General features: G+C 54.5%; 19 protein-coding genes. 11 read left to right on the forward strand and 8 right to left on the reverse strand.

Annotated elements, in window-relative coordinates; genetic code table 11:
- The first annotated feature begins 70 nt into the window (after positions 1-70).
- The 4 genes from H7A51_06885 to H7A51_06900 all read left to right on the forward strand — a co-directional run bounded on the left by H7A51_06885 (position 71) and on the right by H7A51_06900 (position 4,492).
- A complete protein-coding gene (locus H7A51_06885; protein MCP5535946.1) occupies positions 71-871 on the forward strand; it encodes a hypothetical protein in 801 nt (266 codons plus the stop codon).
- Between the two features lie 33 nt (positions 872-904).
- Complete coding sequence (locus tag H7A51_06890; protein MCP5535947.1) at positions 905-2,059, forward strand: terpene cyclase/mutase family protein; 1,155 nt, start codon at positions 905-907, stop codon at positions 2,057-2,059.
- 102 nt (positions 2,060-2,161) lie between these two features.
- Positions 2,162-2,848: a DUF2071 domain-containing protein gene (locus tag H7A51_06895; GenBank protein ID MCP5535948.1), complete on the forward strand. Its 687-nt coding sequence runs from the start codon at positions 2,162-2,164 to the stop codon at positions 2,846-2,848.
- 615 nt (positions 2,849-3,463) lie between these two features.
- Positions 3,464-4,492, forward strand: a complete 1,029-nt coding sequence (locus tag H7A51_06900; protein MCP5535949.1) for a hypothetical protein — start codon at positions 3,464-3,466, stop codon at positions 4,490-4,492.
- Between the two features lie 16 nt (positions 4,493-4,508).
- Here the strand turns inward: H7A51_06900 and obgE are convergent, their stop codons facing one another.
- Positions 4,509-5,570, reverse strand: a complete 1,062-nt coding sequence (gene obgE, locus H7A51_06905) for a GTPase ObgE (protein MCP5535950.1) — start codon at positions 5,568-5,570, stop codon at positions 4,509-4,511.
- Positions 5,571-5,765: 195 nt separating this feature from the next.
- Between obgE and rpsP the strand changes: the two genes are divergently transcribed.
- The gene (gene rpsP / locus H7A51_06910; GenBank protein MCP5535951.1) at positions 5,766-6,023 is read left to right on the forward strand and encodes a 30S ribosomal protein S16; all 258 of its coding nucleotides are present in this window, start codon (positions 5,766-5,768) and stop codon (positions 6,021-6,023) included.
- 191 nt (positions 6,024-6,214) lie between these two features.
- On the opposite strand, the gene H7A51_06915 is transcribed toward rpsP, so the two are convergent.
- Positions 6,215-7,030: a hypothetical protein gene (locus H7A51_06915; protein ID MCP5535952.1), complete on the reverse strand. Its 816-nt coding sequence runs from the start codon at positions 7,028-7,030 to the stop codon at positions 6,215-6,217.
- 148 nt (positions 7,031-7,178) lie between these two features.
- Here H7A51_06915 and H7A51_06920 point away from each other — a divergent pair, with 148 nt between their 5' ends.
- From H7A51_06920 to H7A51_06930, 3 genes are read left to right on the forward strand one after another with little or no spacing between them, the layout of a single operon-like run.
- Entirely contained in the window at positions 7,179-8,126 is a 948-nt protein-coding gene (locus H7A51_06920; GenBank protein ID MCP5535953.1) for an ABC transporter ATP-binding protein, read from the forward strand.
- Positions 8,119-9,030, forward strand: coding sequence for an ABC transporter permease subunit (locus tag H7A51_06925; GenBank protein ID MCP5535954.1), 912 nt, complete (start codon positions 8,119-8,121; stop codon positions 9,028-9,030). The genes H7A51_06920 and H7A51_06925 overlap by 8 nt, the downstream gene beginning before the upstream one ends.
- Positions 9,031-9,033: 3 nt before the next feature.
- The gene (locus H7A51_06930; protein MCP5535955.1) at positions 9,034-9,945 is read left to right on the forward strand and encodes a hypothetical protein; all 912 of its coding nucleotides are present in this window, start codon (positions 9,034-9,036) and stop codon (positions 9,943-9,945) included.
- Between the two features lie 2 nt (positions 9,946-9,947).
- Here the strand turns inward: H7A51_06930 and H7A51_06935 are convergent, their stop codons facing one another.
- From H7A51_06935 to H7A51_06950, 4 genes are all read right to left on the reverse strand, one after another.
- Positions 9,948-12,116 carry a 9-O-acetylesterase gene (locus tag H7A51_06935; protein MCP5535956.1) on the reverse strand — a complete coding sequence of 723 codons (2,169 nt, stop codon included), beginning with the start codon at positions 12,114-12,116 and terminating at the stop codon, positions 9,948-9,950.
- Positions 12,117-12,130: 14 nt separating this feature from the next.
- Positions 12,131-12,835 (reverse strand): acetyl xylan esterase, encoded by a 705-nt coding sequence (locus H7A51_06940; GenBank protein ID MCP5535957.1) that lies wholly within the window; start codon positions 12,833-12,835, stop codon positions 12,131-12,133.
- 181 nt (positions 12,836-13,016) lie between these two features.
- A complete protein-coding gene (locus H7A51_06945) occupies positions 13,017-14,750 on the reverse strand; it encodes an arylsulfatase (GenBank protein MCP5535958.1) in 1,734 nt (577 codons plus the stop codon).
- Positions 14,751-14,757: 7 nt separating this feature from the next.
- A complete protein-coding gene (locus H7A51_06950; protein MCP5535959.1) occupies positions 14,758-15,606 on the reverse strand; it encodes an alpha/beta hydrolase fold domain-containing protein in 849 nt (282 codons plus the stop codon).
- A gap of 185 nt (positions 15,607-15,791) precedes the next feature.
- On the opposite strand from H7A51_06950, the gene H7A51_06955 reads away from it, so the two are divergent.
- The gene (locus H7A51_06955; protein MCP5535960.1) at positions 15,792-16,514 is read left to right on the forward strand and encodes a metallophosphoesterase family protein; all 723 of its coding nucleotides are present in this window, start codon (positions 15,792-15,794) and stop codon (positions 16,512-16,514) included.
- 6 nt (positions 16,515-16,520) lie between these two features.
- Here H7A51_06955 and H7A51_06960 read toward each other — a convergent pair whose 3' ends face one another.
- Positions 16,521-16,901 (reverse strand): (deoxy)nucleoside triphosphate pyrophosphohydrolase, encoded by a 381-nt coding sequence (locus tag H7A51_06960; protein ID MCP5535961.1) that lies wholly within the window; start codon positions 16,899-16,901, stop codon positions 16,521-16,523.
- A gap of 42 nt (positions 16,902-16,943) precedes the next feature.
- Here H7A51_06960 and H7A51_06965 point away from each other — a divergent pair, with 42 nt between their 5' ends.
- Together H7A51_06965 and H7A51_06970 are read left to right on the forward strand one after the other, a co-directional pair.
- Positions 16,944-17,732, forward strand: coding sequence for an MBL fold metallo-hydrolase (locus tag H7A51_06965; GenBank protein ID MCP5535962.1), 789 nt, complete (start codon positions 16,944-16,946; stop codon positions 17,730-17,732).
- 80 nt (positions 17,733-17,812) lie between these two features.
- A complete protein-coding gene (locus tag H7A51_06970; GenBank protein MCP5535963.1) occupies positions 17,813-19,042 on the forward strand; it encodes an outer membrane protein transport protein in 1,230 nt (409 codons plus the stop codon).
- A 65-nt stretch (positions 19,043-19,107) separates the two neighbouring features.
- Here the strand turns inward: H7A51_06970 and H7A51_06975 are convergent, their stop codons facing one another.
- Positions 19,108-20,229, reverse strand: a complete 1,122-nt coding sequence (locus tag H7A51_06975; protein MCP5535964.1) for a glucose-6-phosphate dehydrogenase assembly protein OpcA — start codon at positions 20,227-20,229, stop codon at positions 19,108-19,110.
- Position 20,230 lies beyond the last annotated feature (1 nt).

The following is a 20,230-nucleotide window of genomic DNA, read 5'->3' on the forward strand; positions in this document are numbered from 1 at the left end:
GGGGGGGCATTTTATGTAAAAAAAAACCAAGAAAACCTCTCCATCTACGTTACATTCACTGCAGAGCAAGATGATCCATCCCATCAACCTCCATACCAGGTCTCTCCCCTTTCTCGCGATTGTGGGACTGGCTCCCTGTGCTTGGGCCGAACCCGCCGCACCCGGGACGACTGACGCGCCGGAAAATAAAGTAGCCCCTGAGTCCGAGACATCCGTCAAACCGGCCAGGCAGGAACCTGTGGTCAAAAAAATCTCCCCCTCCACCTATCAGATTGGTAAGATCAAGCTCAACAAGGACACGCGCGAGATCACCATTCCTGCGCAAACCAACATCACCGACCCAGGGACGGTGCTCGAATACCTGCTCGTCCATGTGAATGGAGAAAAGGTGCATGAAGCCCTGCTCGTCACCGAGGCCGACCCAACCCACGTCAACATCGCGCTCAAGCTTCTCAACTACAAGGAATCCCCCGAACTCTTCCGCGAGCTGAAAGCCGATGGCACCCCAAGCGAAAATTATCCCGTGGTGGCGGATGAGATCAAAAAGGCCGCGCGTTTCGGCATCTTCATTACCTGGAATCAAGGTGGGAAGGAAAAGACATTCCCGATCACCGACTGGTTACAGCACCGCATCCTCAAAAAACCCATGCCTCACACCCCCTGGGTCTATAACGGCTCATACGTGCATCATCAAAAATTCAAAGCCAAGCTGACCGGCAACATCTTCACCATTTTCCCGGACGAGGGGTCCATCGCCAACTACCCCGGCAAGGATCGCGACGACGACACCCTCTGGTTCCCCGCCCCACGGATACCGGCTGAAGGTACCGCTCTGACCGTCACCCTGAAGCCGTGGGCGGCGGCACCGTAAACTCCAGGTTTCAAATCCCCAATACCAAACACTATGAAAATTGTTAGCTCTTTGATCATTTCAAGCATCGTTGGCAGCCTGCCTCTATCAGCACAGGATAAACAGGAGCCCTACCTCTCGATCAAACTGGAGATGAAGCGGGCCATCGAACGTGGCAACGACTATCTCAAGGCCCAGCAGGACAAGGCAGGTTTCTGGCGTGATACAGATTACCCTGCCTACACGGCTCTCGCGCTCACCGCTGCGCTGCGTTCCCCCTCGTATCAGAAGGCGGACTACATCGACAAAGGCTACGCCTGGCTTACCAAGCAACAGAAGGATGACGGCGGTATCTATGGAAAGGGACTCGGCACCTACAACACCGCCACCTCCATCGTGGCTCTTGTTTCCACGGGTGACAAATCCTACCACCCGGCCATCCTGAAAGCCCGCCGTTTCCTGATCAACCAGCAAACCGACTGGGATAACAAAGGGGAAACCGACAACAAATACGATGGCGGCATCGGCTACGGCGGCTCTTACCAGCACTCCGACATGTCGAACACCTACCTTTCCATCGAGGCACTCAAACTATCACGCCACATCGCCCAGGATGACGCCGAGGGCAAACAGCCGGAACTCAACTGGGAGGCGGCGATCAAGTTTATCTCCCGCACCCAGAACCTGAAGGAAACCAACGACCAGCCCGGCATTGGCAACGACGGCTCATTCAACTACTTCCCTGGCGACTCCAAAGCCGGCACGCGCACCCTGCCCGATGGCACCAAGGAGCTGCGTGGCTATGGCTCCATGTCCTACGCCGCCCTGCTCTCGATGATCTACGCCGAGCTCGATGAAAAAGACATCCGCGTAACCGCTGTCAAAAAGTGGCTCTCCGAGAACTTCACCGTCAAGGAAAACCCCGGCCTCGCCACCAAGGAGGATCCGAGCCTCGGCCAACAAGGGCTGTTCTACTACTATCACACCATGGCCAAGGGCCTCGCTGCCGCCAATGTCGACAAACTGACCACCAAGGACGGCAAGGAGATCGACTGGCGCAACGAACTCTCCAACGCCCTGCTCTCGACCCAGGCACCCGACGGCTCATGGGTCAATAAAAACTCCCGCTGGTGGGAAAGCGACCCCGTGCTGGTCACCGCCTACGCCGTGCTGACCCTGGAGCAGATCTATCACTCGATCCCTGAATAGCTACTGACCGCTAAATACGCGAACTACGCTAAATTTTCATATCCACTGAATCCACTGGTCAAGCAACTTTCGCGTATTTGGCGTATTTAGCGGTTAGAAAAAATGCACTTTCTCAACGCCAGATGGGAGGACCTGATTCTCGCCAATTACGAGGTAGATCCGCAAGTGCTGGAGCCTTATGTGCCTGGCGGCACCTTACTCGATCTCTTTGAAGGACAGTGTTTTGTTAGCCTGGTCGCCTTCATGTTCAAAAAGACACGGGTGATGGGCATCCCTGTCCCCTTTCATCGCAATTTCGAGGAAGTCAATTTACGTTTCTACATTCACCCGGAGGGTGAGCCCGAAAAACGGTCGGTCGCCTTTATCAAGGAGATTGTCCCCAGGTCCGTCATCCCGCTGATTTCCAACACACTTTTCAAAGAGCACTACGTCGCGACCAGGATGTCGCATAAGATCGCGCCTCCCAACATCGAATATACCTGGGGTGCAAACTTGATGAGTCGGATCGCCATCAACCTAACAAACAAGCCTGCACGACCTGCTTCAGGCTCCATCGAGGAGTTCATCACCGAGCATTATCTAGGGTTTACCAAACACCCCGGCGGCACGATTCAATATGAAGTGTTCCACCCGCAATGGGAAGTCGCTACGGTCACGGACAGTCAAATCGATGTTGATTTCGCAATGAACTACGGCGAGGACTTCGCCTTCCTCAACGACGCCACCCCCGTGAACCTCTGTTACACAAAAGGCTCAGACGTCAGCGTTTCTTTCCCCTCCCGACTGTGAATTTTCCGGGGGCAACTGAAACCCGTGCCCACACTGCGGTTTGGCTTCCCTGCGACTTGCGTAGCCTTGGAGTGCGCAGCCTCCGACGTCAGGAGGGCTCTGCGCTTTGGATACTCGTTCGGTGCCACTGCGCCATCCCCCTCCCAACCGTCAATACGCGCACGGAGGCGAAAGAAAAAGTGCCGTTTTGAGTTTCAGCGTGCCCGGCTCTACGAGACAGCACACCAATGAGGATGAAAAGCGGCGAATATGATCGCCGCAATCCCAAAGCGCGGGCACTCAGTCGCACTTTATCCACAACTTTCAGTGACAACCGCATTCCCCCTTGTGACTCCACTTTTCTCCCCGTAGATTATTGCCATGAAAAGCCAGACACCTTGGGTCGCAGCCCTCTTGATCGCGCTCGGAGTCGGGATCATCATTGGTCGGAAAACCCAATCAGCCACCAGTGGTTCGGACTCGGAGGCTGCTGATCCTAGCGGGGCAACGCCATCCGACTACCGGTCGTCACGCATAAGGAACGACGCAGACGCTCCCCGCCATGGGGGCGGCTCAACAGGGACTTTGGTTGACAATAAAGTCAAATACATGACCCAACTCGCTGAACAGCTCAACTTGGAGCGCGGCATGCCCGACTTCGATGCGCTCTTTGGTATTTGGGAAATGGCTAGGGATATGTCGCCGGAGGAAATCAAACTCGCCCTCGGGGAAATCAAATCACTCCAGTTACCGCATCAATCGGCCATGTTCATGAAAGCCATGTTAGTGATGCAATGGGCAAAAAAAGACGGGGCCTCGGCGATGCAGTATGTGAGTGAATCGAAAGATCGACGTGATTTTTTTCCAATGCATGAAATGGCCCTACAAGCCTGGGGAAGTAGTGATCCAAACGGTGCTTACAGATGGTATGAGGCCAATAAAGAGACTCTCAAACCACGCGAACGCAAACAATTTGAAGCCCGTGCGATTGCGGCGCTGGCTAAAGATCATTTTGACCAGGCTTTCCTAAAAGCTAAAAACGTCGATAGCTCAAGCCGTGACGAAGTATTCCAGAGCCTTGGCTCAACCGTCGCCAACAATCCAGAGCAGCGTCAGATGCTGCTAGACTATCTCCAGACTCTAGACGATAAAGATGCCCTCACCGAAACGGGGAGCACCATCGCTAGACAGATAGCGATGAAGGATGTCCAGGGGGCGATCGAATTTGTCGAAAAATGGCCGGGTGAGGACAAGTCCGAGATCACTGGACAGGTGGCTGAGCAATGGGGGCAAACAGAACCCGAAAAAGCCATGGCGTGGCGAATCGGTCAGCTAGCCGCCGATGCTGATCCCGCTGACGCGGTCGAAGACATCTTCGCTGGCTGGGCGAGAAAAACACCCGATCAAGCTAAAAACTGGCTCAACGGGCAGAGCGACATTGACCAGGACCAGCTCCGCAGCGAAGCCATCAAACAGATGAGATGGGATGACAACTACCAACTTTCCATTAGCTGGGCAGACGAAATCAAAGACGAGAAAAAGCGTCTGCAAAACTACAGGAACATCTATTCATCATGGAAACGAGACGACAAAGAAGGCGCCCAGCGCTGGCTTGATGCCCAAGATCCTGAAATGAGAAAATCGATTGCCCCTGGAGGAAGGTAGGTATTCCCTCAACCAATCACTTAGCTCCCTTGTCCTTCCGGTAACCTACCCGCTGGTCGAGTTCCTGGCGCAGCGCTTCGAGGCCTTCTTCCGTATCGGCTGACAGCGGGATGATGGTTTGTTTCGGGAAGCGTGCCCGGAAAAGGGCGAGGTTTTCCTCGGCACCTTCGAGATCCATTTTATTGGCGATGATGATCCACTCGAACTTGGCGAGATCTTCATCGTACATCTTGATCTCGGTTCGGAGCGTCTGCAGGTCTTCGATTGGGTCACGACCTTCGCTGCCGGCCATATCAATGACAAAGAGCAGCAGCTTGCAACGGGTGATGTGGCGCAGGAACTCGTGGCCAAGCCCCCGGTTCTCATGGGCTCCCTCGATCAGGCCTGGTATGTCCGCCACCGTGCAACGCCGGTAATTGGCAAACTCCACCACACCCACCATCGGGTTCAGCGTGGTGAAGGGGTAACTGCCTATTTTAGGTGTCGCATGCGAGAGTTTGTTGACGAGGGTCGACTTGCCTGCGTTGGGAAATCCGACCATGCCGGCGTCGGCGATGCGGCGCAGCTCAAGGTAGAACACGCCGGATTCGGCCTCGGTGCCGAGGGTATGCTCTTCCGGAGCCTGGTTGGTGGAGGTTTTGTAATGCCAGTTGCCCTTGCCCCCCTTACCCCCTTTGCACAGTACAAACTCCTCACCGTATTCGGTCAGGTCGGCGATCGGTTGGAGGTCGATTCCGGTTTCGCTGCGCTCCAGCTCGACCGCTTCGGAGACGGTGGTTGCGTTACTGCGGTAGACCACGGTGCCCGGCGGGACCCGGCCAATCTTGTCCTTGGACGTTCTTCCATGCTTGCGGTTGCCGGCACCGTGTTCGCCGCCTTTGCAAATGAGCTTGGGATCGTAGGAATAGGCCTTGAGATTATCCACCGAGGGATCGACGCGGAGGATCACCGAACCGCCGTCACCACCGTCACCGCCGTCAGGACCACCTTTCGGACGAAATTTTTCCCTGCGGAAATGGACGACGCCATTGCCTCCATCACCCGCCTGGGCAATAATCCTGATGTGATCGATAAACATGTATTAGGTAAACTCAAGTTTTAAACTCCAAACTCCAAGCCTGCTGGGCAGGTCGGTGCGGGTAGATAGCAGTAATTTCCGGAAAGAAAATGCGAAATAGACTAAATATGACATTTTTCGCTTGGCAAATGGCGGCTCATCGTACAATTTCCCGCCCCGCCGCAGCAGCGGCACCCAATTTCTACCCATCTTATTATGCTTACTCTCAGACTTAACCGCCAAGGCACCAAGGATCGTCCCTTTTACAAGATCGTTGCTGTCGACAGCCGCAAGCGCCGTGACGGTCGTTACATCGAGCAAATCGGTGTCTACAATCCCATGGAGGAAGGTGTGAACTACACCATCGACGTCACCAAGGCTGATGAATGGATCTCCAAAGGAGCCCAGCCATCCGATACCGTGCGCGACATCATCAAAAAGGCCCGTAAAGAGGCTCTCGCGTCCGAAGCTTAACCGCTCCCCGTTTTTTTTCATACGATACGTTTTCATATCGTGTTTGTTTGCGCGCCGGTGACCACACCGGCGCGTTTTTTGTACACAATAAATGCCCCGCCGAAGCGGGGCATCTGATTGTTCTTATCTGATTGTTCTTAATAGCTAGTAACCAATAACAAGTCACTAGTAACCGCTGCCAAAATGGCAGCTTACTTCATTTCCACAGTGACCTTCTCCTTGTCCTCGAACTTGATGCCATCCACGCCTTTCATCGCTTCCTTGGCCTTGTCAAAGTCGCCGCTCTGGAGCGCCTTGAGTTTCTCGGGGTCCGCCATGATCTTGCCCATCTGGATGTCGGACAGCGTGATGACGTTGCCCTCAACATGGCTGGCGTCAGTTTTGGCAATACCTGGCTCGATGGTAACCTTGGTAGTCACACGCATATCCTTCATCATGCCTTGCATCATCGCCATGGCCTGTGGGTCCATCTCTGGAGCCTCGGGCTTTTCGCCGCCCTCGGGTGCCTCACCGCCTTTGTCAACTTTGGGTGCCTTCTGAATAATCGTGAGTGTTCCATCGGCAAATTCAAACTTAACCCCGGCTTCACCGGCCTCTTCCACCTGCTTGGCAGCGCCGGGCACGTCTCCCATATCGATAGCGTCGTTGGCGGAGTACTTCAGCTTGTTGATATCAGCGAACTTGAAGGTGGTTTTCACACCGAGCTTACCGTTGGCATCGATTTTCTCGACGCTGACCAGCTCCACACCCTCGCCCATTTTCTTGGCACGGGCTTCGGCCTTGGCTTTATCAAGCATCTTGGCCATGGGATTCTCCGCCCCCGGCTGACCACCCTGGGCGGCAGCCATTTCGAGCATCATCTTCATCTGCTCACCAAGGATCATTTCCTCGGTGATGGTTCCACTACCATCCTTTTTAACAGTGATATTGGATTCAACTTGAAAGCAGCTTGTCAAGCCGAACAGGACGACCGCTGCGGTGGTAAACATGAGTAATTGTGTTTTCATACATGAGGGATATCGCCATAAACCGAGTGATTTGTCTAATGGAAACGTAAATATGAAGTTTAGGTGAACGAGCTGAGAATTTTTCAAGTGACGGACAAAAGCCATTGCACCACGCGCTGATCGCGTTATCTTCGGGGGCAGTTCAATTATGGAAGAAACGCCCGCTGTTCAAATCAACCATCTGGTCAAGGAGTTCCCCTCGCCTTTCCGGAAGACGAAGGTCAAAGCCGTTGATGATGTCTCCCTGACCATCATGCCCGGTGAGGTCTATGGCCTGATCGGCCCCAATGGCTCGGGAAAATCAACCACGATGAAAGCCCTGCTGGGTCTACTGGCACCCACCGCCGGCAGCTGCCATGTGTTTGGAAAAAACTCGCTCAAAACCGACTCCCGACAGGAAATCGGCTTCCTGCCCGAAAATCCGTATTTTTACAAGCATCTCAATGGCGAGGAAACACTCAGGTTTTACGCAAAACTCTGTGGAATGCGCGGCAAAGAAGTCCAGCAGAAGGTCGATGAAATGCTGGAAATGGTTTCTCTTCAAGACGCGCGCAAGCGTAGGGTCGGTGGCTACTCCAAGGGGATGTTGCAACGGATCGGACTGGCACAAGCACTGATCCACGAGCCACGACTCCTTATCCTGGATGAGCCGACCGCTGGCGTCGACCCCGTAGGTTCACGCCAGATCAGGGACTTGATCGTCGATCTCAAGGAGCGCGGGGTCACTGTATTCCTCTGCTCCCATCTGCTGGAACAGGTCCAGGAAGTCTGCGACCACGTCGGCATCATCTTTAAGGGAAAACTGGTCAAGGAAGGCCGGCTGGACGATCTCATTGCCATCGAGGACCAGACGGAGGTCATCATTAAAAACGCCAGTCCCCGGATGCTGGCCCGGATTCGAGCGGTGATCGCCGACTCCGAGAATGCGGAATTCGTCCACATGGGTAAACCGAGAACCACCTTGGAACGTCTGTTCCTCAGTGAGGCCAGGAAATCGGACGCCAAGGAGACCGGACCTGATCAACAGCGGGGCGATGACGGACCAGGCGATGAACAAACGGAACCAGCCAGCGAGAAAGGAGCACACAATGCGTAGAAACGGATTTTTCTCCCCGGCCCGCATCCTGGTTATAGCGGGCCACACCTTTACCCATCTGGTGAGAATGAAGGTGTTCTATTTCCTGGCCGTCTTCGCCATCCTGATGCTGGCAATGAGCTATTTCGAAGGACCATGGAGCCGTGCCGCCGATGATTCCGCTGAGCAAGTCCTTATCGATATCAAGGGGTGGGCATCGGGCGCGATGTTGATTTTTTCCATCATCATCGCGATTGCGTCGACCGCACTGCTGATCCCGAAAGACCTCGAAGACCGGACCCTTTATACCATCTTGAGCAAACCTGTGCCACGCTTCGACTACCTGCTCGGGAAGCTGTTAGGTGTTTTTTGCCTGATCGGGATTTCCTTGTTACTGATGGATGTCATGCTGTCGGTGATCCTGCATTACCGGACCGAACAGCTCCTGGTTGAGGAGATGGAAATTGCCAAGGCACTCAAATGGCCCAAGGAATACGTCGAGACACGCTATGCGGACATCAGTAGCCAGGGCGTCACGTGGAGTCTACAAGCGGGTATCGGCGCCCTGTTTATGAAGGCCTGCATCATGGCCGCCATCGCGTTGCTGATCTCCACATTCTCGAGTTCAACCCTCTTTACCATCGTTATTTCCGTTGTGATCTTCTGCATCGGCCACTTCACCGCTGACGCCCGCAATTACTGGCTGCACACGTCCGGAAAGGATGCTTCCAAACACGTGAAATTCTTGTCGCAGGCCGCTGCTCTCGTTTTCCCCGACTTCCAGCTCTTCAATATCAATGACGCCACCAACAAGGGCAAGGTCATTAGTCCGGATTTGTTTGTCCACCTTGTGAAGCTGACCTTTTTCTACACAGGCATCTACAGCATCCTCGCCTGGTTCACCTTCAGGAAAAAAGAATTTTAACGGATGAAAACCTTAGCTCAACTGGTCGTCGTCATCTTCGTATTAGCAGGTTTTGGCCTGCTGAAGGTCGACTACGAGGAGCAGATCCACCAGGAATTGTTAGCCGAGGATTTGATCCAGCCGCCGATGAAAAACCTCGATAAACGGGAGCTCGGGCAAGTGAGCGCCGCTGCGGTCCTCGGCGGCATGCGGTCACCGATTGCATCGATTGAAAACCTGCGCGCCTTTGTGCATTTTGAAAACCTTGACTGGGCGAAGGTGGAGACAAGTTACCAGATCATCACCGCACTCCAGCCTCAGACGACCCACTATTGGGACACGGGTGCCTGGCATCTGCACACCAATGCCTCGGTTTACTACAAGGAAAACAAAGACCTCAGCCCGTTTAAACAATCCGCAATGCGGAGGCGCTATATCGACAAAGGCAGCGCCTTTCTCGAAGAGGGCGTTCGCCAGAACCCGGATAACTGGCAACTTCACAACGCACTCGCCCGCCTCTGGAGCGACTACCACAAACTCCCCGATCTCAAACGCGCCCTCAAGCACTACGAAGATACCCTGGCGTGTAAAAGCCTGCCCGACTACAAGCGAACCCAGCTGATGCGTTTCACCTTTTACACCATGACCCGGGTCAAAGGCAGGGAAAAGGATGCTTACACGATGGGGCGGGAGCTGTTTGATGCATCCGACAGGAACCATACCCCCAACCTCGTCTGCTGCCTTTTTGTGTTACAGAATTTACTCGCCGTTCCCGAAACCGAACGCATCCCGGAGACGGCGCTTTTTCCTGACGAGAAGACTCAATATGCGTGGCTACAGAATTACTTCGACCATCGCAGCCAGGATTACCCCATGGACGGCGTCCGGGCAAAAATCCTCGAACTCGGGCTGAAGTTGAATCCCGGGCAAAATTGACCCTATTTCACCATCACGGTGAGGCGGATGACTTTATAATCATTTGCATTGCCGGTGAACGTCCAGTCACGGGTCTTCCCCGCTGAGTTTCCAATTCCAACATCGACAGTGCCATATTTCCCCCAATGATTCAAAGCAAAGGCCGTTTGTTGGGTCTTCCAGTGATGCACCTGCATACATCCGTATCCGGGAATCTGCTGCACCGCTTGATCGCCAAAGTCATAGACCTCGGCTTTGGCTCCCCGGATGTTATTTGCATTGCCTGAGGCATAATTCCCGGGCCAGAACTCGATGTTACCTCCATCTGAATTTGTGCATTCGGTCAGCCCCTTGACATTCGTGCGGACCGTCAGGGCTTCGACATTCTGCATGAACCGGGCACCACTGGATGCTGTCGGCACCCCGATTTTCTTCAACTCGTCGGTGAATTTGTCCATGGCTGCAAACACATACTGTTTGGTGCCATTGTTCTGCTCAAGTTCGAGGTAGTAGGCGATGCGTTGAAAAGCGGCGCGGTCCTTGGTGCTGTTATCGACCTGGTAACGGGGGGCGCTACCGGAGTAGTCGGCATCCCGGGGAATATCCACCTGATAGATCACACGGTATCCCTTTGCCTCAGGAACGTTTGTTGAAGCTGAGTTCATGGGAACAGGCAGTTTTCCGGCACGGAATGCCGCAGTCGGCAGACCCGCACCATTGACGAGATTGGGTGTTGCTAGTTTATGCCACGCAAACCGGACCGCCAGCGGCTCGGCGACTTCAGCCGATTTCACCATCACGGACTCGCCCTGGATGACGGCGGCCGCTTGTTTGAACTCCCCCTCTTTACCGGCGACTTCAAACCAATCGGGTGCCTTGCCATCGTTGGTTTTCAACCCCTTGGCGTGATCAAAATCCAACTTCAGCGAGTCCCCTAGTTGTTCGAGGCTCTTAAACACGGGGCCGGATGATACGACGTCTTTACCATAGTCGTTTGCCAGGGCCAGCAAGGCAAGGCGGGTTCCCGGAACCAGTTTGTTCGGCGGGTGGATGTTGTTGAGGGTCGCGTGGTCGCTGACGACAACCATACCTGTCTTCGGAATGGTTCTAACGATGTCTGCTTGCGCTTCCCAGAATTCAGGCAGCAGCTCAGCAGCATCGTTACCGTATTTAAAGGGCGCGATCTGGACGAAGTAGTAGGGGAAATCATAACCCCACAGTTTGCGCCATCCTTGGAGGAGAGCCTTTGTCTTTTGGGTATAGACCTTGCCCTCGCGGTAGTTCGATTCCCCCTGGTACCAAATGGCACCTTTGATCGCAAACGGTATGTGCGCATGCAGCATGCCGTTGTAGAGTTTGGTAGGCGTCTGTTGATTACCCGTTAGCACCAAGCCATCGGGGAACCTGGGAGGTGCCGTGACGGGCCGCCCCTCAGCAAAGGCTTTTTCACTGGTGGACTGCCATTGTTTCATCGCTTCAAAATAGGCAGACAGTTTTTTTTGATAGACGGGCGCCCCCGGCAAAGTGCTCTGCACCATGGCGTGGATGTCAGCGACCTCCTTGATCCCTTCAAAGCCACACGGTGGCGTCCATGGTTCAATCCGGGTCCCTCCCCACGCACTCAGGAGAAGCCCTACCGGCACATCAAGCTCCTTCTGAAGCTTCCTGCCAAAGTAATAAGCGACGGCGGAAAAATGTTCGACCGCCCGAGGCTGACACACCTGCCAGCTGGCGTTGATTTTATCCAGGGGGACAGCCGATGGAACGCGCGGTGTGTTGTAGAGTCGGATCAAGGGATGATTGGCTGCGGCGATTGCCTCCTTGCCGTTCTCGCTTTGCCGCATGCTCCACTGCATGTTGGACTGCCCCGAGCAGAGCCACACTTCCCCCACAAGCACGTCCTTGATCACCGTTTCGGACGATCCCGACGTCACGGTGAGCTCCCTGGATTCAGTGGATGCCTTGAGTGCTGAAAGATCAACACGCCACTTGCCGTCAGCACCGGCTTTCACCGATTGTGTCTGGCCGGCAAAAGAAACAGTCACCCCGGCACCGGGGTCAGCCGTCCCCCATACGGGAACGTTCTGCCCTCGCTGGAGAACCATGTGGTCGGTAAAAACCGTAGGCAGGGTCAACGACCATGCCTGCGAGCAAAGGGCAAGAATAAGAACTGGAGTCAGTGGAAATCTCATGATGTGGTTGGTTTTTATTGATTGATCAGGGCAATGGCTTTTTCAGCCAGGCGCTGGCCGAATAGTTTATATCCTGCAACACTGTAGTGAAGGTCGTTTTTGATGACCTTGCCCTGGCGGTTTTTACCCTCATTCAAATCGTCAGTATCCACCCAGTCACCGCGGGGGCTGCCCTTGGCCAGCTTCACCTGGATGTCCCTTATTTTGGTCCAGTGTTTGTAACGTTTGTTTGCCATGTCGTAATCACTGATACGGCCAATCACGAAATTGAGGTTCTCAAAGTCCAGATCATCGCTGACTTGCTTGATCAACCGCTTCAGACTGGCTTCATAAAGATCCCCCCACTCCATACGGGCATCCCTCTCTCCCTGCATCCAGAGAAAGGTGACCGACTGGATTTCCTGGCCTTTGATCGCGGCCTTTACCTTGGCCATGGTAGCTTGATAGATATCACCCGATTGCTTGGGTGTTTTCCCTTCGGGATCCTTCCATCGTTTGTCCCACCGATGGATCGGCTGGCCTCCTTGTGCGTGTTTGATGACAATGACATTATCCGCACCAAACTCCTTGTTAACGGTTGGGGTGAAGCTTTCCCCGGGGTCGAGACCCGCCATATTCGACTGTCCGGTGAGAATGAAGAGGTGTTTGCCCGCCCCTTCCGCCAGAGTGCTTCCAACGGACATCATCAGGGCAACTGCCATACAACATGCAATTTTCATGGTGCTATCCTACGTAACGCCTTGCACAAATCTACGAAAAAAATGGCATCCGGCTCTATTTACCGTTTTCACCTTATTTAACGCCGAAACGGAATCCACCCGCCCCTACCAGATGTCGGCCCCAGGTGCCGGACAAAACCAGACCAACGCAAATCAGCGGTCGGCATGGTGTTATGTCAGACTATTCAACCTTGCCCTTCCTGCCCCTCTTACCCTTAACCTGCCCATTCGCCGGCTGGGGTTTCTTTTTGACCGCGTAAGGATCGGCGCCCACTTTTTTAGCCCAGGCTTCCCACTCGGCGACAAGGTTCTGCACGATTTCAGGATGTTGGGCTGCGACGTTGTGCTGTTCAAAGCGATCCGTTTTCAGATGGTAGAGCTCCCATCGGATTTCTTCCGGCTGGCGTTTACCCAGGACGATCTTCCAGTCGCCCTTGCGCAAGGCCCTGGCCTTTTGGTGCTCAAAGGCAAGAGAGCGCACGGGTAATTCCTTGCCCTCGATGGCTGGTAACAGCGAGCCTCCCTCTAAGGGCGTGATTGCGTTTCCTTGACGCTCCCGTGGGTAACCGGCACCAGTAGCATCTAACACGGTAGGCACAACATCCATGATGTGCCCGGGGTAGCCGAGAATCCTGGATTTTTGTCCCGCCGCCCTGGTTGCAAAAAATGCGGGCCAGTGTACGATCATCGGCGAACTGATTCCTCCCTCGTGGCAAAAGTGCTTGTACTTCGTCAGCGGGGTATTGCCCAGATTGGCCCAACCTGAGCCATAGGAATGATGGGTCCCTGCCTGCCCGATATTCCGCAGGGCAGCTCCCGTATGGAGCGTTGTTTTTCCAAGGCGTGACGTTCCGTCAAAACCGAATGGCCCCCACTCGTAGCAAGCGCCGTTGTCACTGGTAAATAAAATGAGCGTATTATCGAGCTCACCATTTTTTTCGAGGTCTGCGATAACCCTTCCTACCCCCAGGTCGACATGCTCCACCATGGCTGCAAAGGTTGCCCCGCGCCGGGCCAGGTCTTCACGACGATCCGCCGGGAGAGTGCTCCATGCCGGATTTTGCTTCCCTGAATAACCGTTGGCAATATCATCCCTATCCACAGGAACCTGTGATCTTGGCGGCAAGACAGCATCGGCGTCCACGAGGCCTAACTTCTTTTGTCTCTCAAAGCGCGCCTCCCTCAGAATATCCCAGCCCTTACGAAAGGTTGGCATGTATTTATCAATGGTCTTGATGGGGGCCTGGACCGGGAAATGCGGTGCCGAGTGTGCCAGATAAAGAAACCAGGGTTTGTCCTTTTTACGGCGTGCCTGTTTTAAAAATTCGAGGGTGTAGTCAGTAAAAACATCCGTGGCAAAAAAACCTCCCTCATCATACTTCAACTCCGGCTCGGTCCCCTTGGGAAGGCGTGTATAGAGACTTGGCTCCCACTGGTTTTCAGAATGGGCCAGCATGTCTTTAAAGCCAAAGTAATTCTGAAAGCCGCGGGCAATCGGTCCGGGGTAACCCATATGCCATTTCCCAACCATCCACGTCGAGTATCCCGCATCACCCAACAGTTCAGCCAGAGTGACTGTACTTGGCAACAAATGCCCGGTGTAGGCGGGACTCATGCCCTTATGGGGCTTCGGGTAGGCGAACGAGCCGATCCCTGCCTGGTGGGGATGCAGACCGGTCATCAGCGACGCCCGCGATGGGCAACATCGCGCCGAATTGTAGAACGAGGCAAACCTGGCCCCCCCGCTCGCCAGACTATCGATGTGCGGCGTTTCTATTTCCCCTCCATAACAACCAAGATCGGAATAACCCAGATCGTCGACCAGGATTACAAGTACGTTAGGACGCTGCCCCGCGAAGGACAGTCCTCCACAGATGCACAGAATCGTTGCCAGTATTGCAATTTTCAAACCAATCCCTTCGTTATTTCAAAGTAGGTTCTCCTTTTAGAAAACCAAGTTCTTTGAGGAACTTGTCGGTTTCGATCACGGTTTCCTGATACTTTTGCTTGTTAAAAAACCCGTGGGGCTGCCCTTCGTAAAGGTGTAAATCAGATCGGATACCCAGGGCTTTCATCCGTTTTTGATATTCCTTGGCCGTAGCCACGGGGATCAGCTCGTCTTTCGTCCCCAGGAAGACAATGGTCGGAGGCGTCGCCTTGCTGAGGTTGTGCATTGGAGAGAACTCTTTCCAATAGTCCTTTACCCGCGAATAACCGTAGCCCTTGGGACCATTGTCGTAGACCGGATTAAACAGAACCAGGGCATTGGGGATGCAGCTCACCGTCGTATCCTCCCCTTTTTCATTGAAACCTGTTACCGTCCCGGTGGTTGCCGCCACATGTCCTCCAGCCGAGCCCCCACCCGCGGCGATCTTGTCAGGGTCAATCCCTAGCTCCACGGCATGCGAGCGCAGCCAGCGGACTGCGGATTTTCCGTCCATCACACACTCCCTGGGTGATGTTTTGTGAGATTTATACGTTCGATACTCCGCACTGACAGCCACCAAACCGCGTGAAGCAAAATAAGCGCACTGGGGGTAAAACTGCTTGGGTGCCCCCCCATTCCAACCACCTCCGAAGAAAAACACGATCGCCGGGGTTTTATCGCTGATCTTGTGGCCCGGAGGGTTAAAGAGATGCAGCTTCAGCTCGCCGTCGCCGACCTTCTTGTAGGTGATTCTTCTATCGGGCATCGGCTCGGCTGCCGCCAACGAGGAGGCCAACGAGGAGGCCGCCAACAGTTGCAGCGCAATCTTCAGTGCAAATTTCATGAGTCCCTTACTGCCACAAACCGCCATTTCTGTCGATGGCTTAGTAAGAAATAGCACGTCAAGTCCGTAAAAACCACATCATCACTCATCCGGAACGGCCTACGGAGGGAAAACATCCTGCTCTACTGATTTTTATGCTTCCACTTAGCCCCTGTGCAAGGCATTGATTGCTCGCCCCTATTCCCATGAGAATCTGTATTTTCAGTGACATTCACGCCAACCTGGAAGCCCTTGAGGCTGTTATGGAGGATGCTGCGGCCGAAGGTTGTAACAGCTATATCTGCCTTGGCGATGTGGTTGGCTACAACGCTGACCCCGCCGCCTGCCTGGAACGGGTCCGGGCGATGGATTGCCCGGTGGTCAAAGGCAACCACGACCAGGACTGCGGCCATGACACCTCCCTGGAAATGATGAACCCGGTAGCGGCCGAAGCCCTGCGCTGGACCCGTGACCAACTCAGCCCGGAACAACGCCTGTGGCTTGCACGCTTGCGCATGGTCAGGCAGACCCACGATTTCACGGTGGTTCACTCGACCCTCGACCAGCCGAATTCATGGAATTACGTCACCAACAAGTTTGATGCCATGGCAAATTTTTCTTACCAGGTGACGCCAGTCTGCTTTTATGGACACACCCACGTCCCGCGTGTGTTTGTGCGCGATACCCGCGTGCAGGAGGTCCCCGCAGAATCCATTGCCATTGAGCCTAACTGCAAGTACTTCATCAACACTGGATCCGTCGGCCAACCACGTGATGGTGATTGGCGGGCATCGTATTGCATCTACGACACTGACCAGAAGATGGTGATCTTTCGCCGGCTTGATTACGACCTCAAAACGGCACAGAAAAAGATTCTCGCCGCCGGCCTCCCGGAGTCCCTCGCCGAGCGCATCGCCCATGGCCGGTAGCAATGCCTAGCGGCACATCGACGACCATACCGGCACGTCGGCCTCAGCCCAGTCGAGCGACGGGCATTGCTCCAGGCCAACCCAGCGTATTTCCCGGTGCTCCAATGCCACCGGCTCCCCTGCCCGGATTTTACAGAGGTAGGGCATTAACCGTATCGAGAAGGCAGGATAGTGCCATATCACTTCATCGAGCCTACGCCCCACCTCCACCTCGCAACCCAGCTCCTCGGCAATCTCTCGTTGAAGAGCTGAGCCTGCGGGTTCGTCAGGCTCGATTTTACCTCCGGGAAACTCCCATTTCCCTGCCAGAGCCTTCCCATCCGGCCGTCGACACACCAGGACCCGCCCCTGTCTATCCTGTATCACCGCACAAACCACATTGATCATGCACCATGTCTAGGCTACAAGTCGGGTCGATAACAACTTGAAATGCAGCCCGATATCATACCCCTCGAAGATGAACCCTGTGATGTGATCGCCAAGGCGATGCATGGACTTGAACTTACAACCCGGCGCCTTGCTGCAATGACAGGCCTGAGCGAGCGGGACATCCAATCGGCATTACGCGGGGATTGCGACGAGGAAATATTATGTAAATTGGCAGCCGCTCTCCACTTGTCGGCACCTGCGTTGATAGGACTGCCGGACTACCGACCGACGGTTTCCTGTCCCGATGGACTGACACACTTTGTCTCACCCTTTGGTCATGCGGGCGTGAATGCCTATGTCATCACCCGGGGCCGCCATGCCATGGTGTTCGACACCGGCACAGACGCAGTGCCGGTCACACGGTTTCTCACCGACCGCGCCATGGAAATCGACGCTCTCCACATCACCCACAGGCATCACGACCACACCGCCTCCATTCCCGATTTCGGCAAAATACGCATAGTCTATCCTGAAGACTGTGCCCATGGGCAAATCCTCCTGCACACATCCCAGCACCGACTCACAGCCCTGGATGTCAGTGGCCACCTGCCCACAGCCAAAGCCTACCTCTATGAAGGCCTGACGCAACCTGTTTGCATCCTCGGCGATAGTATCTTTGCGGGCTCGATGGGAAAGACACCTAACATCACCAGTTATCAACGGGCTCTTCAAACGGCTCGGGAACATATACTCACACTGCCAGACGACACGGTCCTCTGCCCTGGCCATGGTCCACTAACCACGGTCAAAGATGAACGGGAACACAACCCGTTTTTAAACGTTGTTTGAAACATTGTTGAGTGTGCACTTGACGCACCCCAACATTTGGCAAGGCTGGCGTGCAATGGTGTCAACCACACCTGCTTCCTATGACAAACAAAACTAGAAATTACACCCACGTTACGGCTGCCGCCGCCTTGTTAGGCATGAGCAGCACTCCACTCCTCGGCGCCGGTTTCCAACTTGCTGAGCGCTCTGTCTCCGGTCTCGGTCGGGCCTTTTCAGGTGAAGCCGCCATTGCCGACGATGCATCCGTCATCGCCTCCAACGCCGCGGGCATGATCCTGTTAGACGACGGAGCTCTTTCAGTAGGCCTTCAATACATCAAGCCCGATGTGGATGTTCAAGGCGTGCACCCGAACCCTCTGGTTGGTAACATCAGTGATACGGACATCGCCGAGGACGCACTGGTTCCCTATTTCTATTACAGCCGCAAGATTAACGATAATCTGAGTGCGGGTTTTGGCATGTATTCATCCTTTGGTCTCGCCACTGAATACTCGAGAGCATTTTCCTCTGTGGTAGGGTCGGAAACCAGTGAAATCACCACGGTGACGCTCAACCCATCACTCGCCTACCGCCTCAATGACCAATGGACGATTGGTGCCGGTATCGATGTCCTTTATGCCGAGGGCCGGCTGACCAATTATCTTGGCGGCAACAAGTTCTTCGATCTCGAAGGCGACGACTGGTCAATCGGGTGGAACTTCGGTGTTCTTTTCGAAGTCAGCGACCGCACCCGCATCGGTCTGCAGTATCGCTCATCGATCGATCTTCAGATCGAGGGCACTGCGGAAGGTATACTCGTTGGTAGCACAGGCGCATACAAGCGTGATGCCTCACTGAGCATTGAGCTTCCCGACGTCGCCGAGCTGAGTATCTATCATGAGCTAAACGACAAGTGGGCTATCCACTCTGATGTCACCTGGACGGGCTGGAGCAAATTCAAAACACTTGCTCCTAAAGTTCACGCCGGTATCGATCCGCTTCTCGCCGTGCAAGAAAACTGGGAGGATTCCTACCGCTATGCGATTGGTGCCACCTACAAACACAGTGAGAAGGTCACCTTCCGTTGTGGTCTTGCCTATGACGAAACACCTGTTTCCGATGCGAGCCGCACACTCCGCATCCCCGATGGCGACCGCATCTGGGCGAGCATCGGTGCTACCATCAAACTCAACGACTGCTATAACCTCGATCTCGCATACACCCACCTGTTTGCAGATGACACCAGGATCGGGCCTAATGAGCCAGCCTTTACTGGAACGGCAGGCGGTGATGTCGACCTCGTCGGTATCGGTATCAGTGGCACGTTCTAAGCAGAAACCCAACCACATTTCAACGCAGGCGCATCCTTCGTGGGTGCGCCTTTATTTTTTCCACACTAACGTATGCTCATCAAACACGGACAGTCACCCTCACCTCCCAGCAACTCCAGGAAAGTGGGCATCATACTTCGGTAGAGAGTGTTCTTACCGCCGCGGGAGAGTTGGTTCATCACCAGCTCCGCCGCATCATCACTATTGGCAGGCATGCAGCGGTCAATCCGATGTGCCCCGACCTCTAGCTGCTGATGCAAGTAGGGTGCGTCCACCTCCCTTGATACACTCACAAGACAGTCAGACGAGGAAAGCTCAACCAGGCTGATGGGTGCACCTGCGGCATTCACCTCCACGGTCGCGGTCACATCCGTGCCTTCGTTCGTTTCAAAATAATAGGTATCCGCCCCATGCACATCATCCAGGCCAAACTCCATGCTGCGCATCCAGCCGGTGCTCTCGATGATCCATGCGAGCAGTTGTAGCCCTGCCATCTTGTGACCGGGGTGCACCACAATGCGGATTCTGGTCGTGCGCTCCAAGGCATTTGCCGCCATCGGATCATCAAACAATCCTGCCACAGCCAAACGAATCTGAAAACTGCGTGTCCACTCGACATCCATCGGCAACAGGTCTTTCTCGTCCTCCATCACTTTCTCGATACAGCGAAACGATGACATCGGGTCCGCCCAGTCTGAACTGTCGAACACAAAGCGGTCGATCAAACTGTAGAGCCTCTCGGAAAAGATAGGCGACAGCTCACCTTGCCACCAGAACACCAGGGGCAGGTCGCTGTTGAGGTGGGAGAACACGGTATTGCGCAGGCGTCCCGTGGACCTGCCTGTTAGTTGAAAAGCGAGCTGCTCGCAACAAACGCTTTTACGGCCGTGGGAGAGGTGGCAGTGCGCGGTGATCCAGGCCCGGATTGACGCCGTTGGGTTGGATCGGTCGATCCCTATCAAGAGTGCTCGGCAAGCATGCTCGCGGGTGATGGCTTGGACCAATTCGGAATTCCTGATAATGGCACCCTTTTCTTCGGAATACACTGCCAGATTGATCAATGAGGCATTGGTACTGGCCTTGTCTTCCTCCCAGAGCCGTCGCAATTCTTTATCGACCTCGGCAATGGCCACCTCTTTGCCGAGGGCCCTGGCATAATCATCGTCAGTGTAATCAATCACAATCAGC

The organism is Akkermansiaceae bacterium, from assembly GCA_024233115.1.
GTDB lineage: Bacteria > Verrucomicrobiota > Verrucomicrobiia > Verrucomicrobiales > Akkermansiaceae > Oceaniferula.